Genomic DNA, 442 nt, shown 5'->3' on the forward strand with positions numbered 1-442 from the left:
GTGCAGGCCGGAATCCACCGCTTCGGCGGGGGCGGGCAGGCTGGCGGTGGTGGAGGGGAAGGCGTCGAGGGAGAAGGGGACGAACTGGTCGAGGATCTGCTCGGAGGGATGCAGGGACGGCACCCGAGCGACGGAGGAGAAGGCCAGGGAGATCCAGCCGCCGCCACCGCCCTTGCGGTAGCCGAGCTCGACCCGGTAGTCGCGGTCGGAGAGGGGAACGGGCAGGTACCACTCAGTGGCATGGCTGTCGACCACCACCTCCTGAAGGGTGTGGGGGTGGGCGGAACCGCCGGCCAGGCCGGTGACATCGGCCACGCGCAGGCAGAGCTGGGAGGCGCCGGCATGGAGGGCGTCACTGCGGTCGTCCTCGGAGATGTCCCAGAAGACGTAGGCCCACTGGGGATCGCGGGGCAGGAAGACGACGCGGGTCTCGGCGGCCGGC

Annotated in this window: 1 protein-coding gene; it reads right to left on the reverse strand. The window is 71.3% G+C overall.

All coding sequences use genetic code 11. The features are described from left to right. Positions 1 to 442 (reverse strand): DUF4912 domain-containing protein (locus KUG39_RS17790; protein ID WP_216916597.1); only part of this gene is annotated, 442 nt, incomplete at both ends.

This window comes from Synechococcus sp. CCAP 1479/10, assembly GCF_019038515.1.
Lineage (GTDB): Bacteria > Cyanobacteriota > Cyanobacteriia > PCC-6307 > Cyanobiaceae > Cyanobium.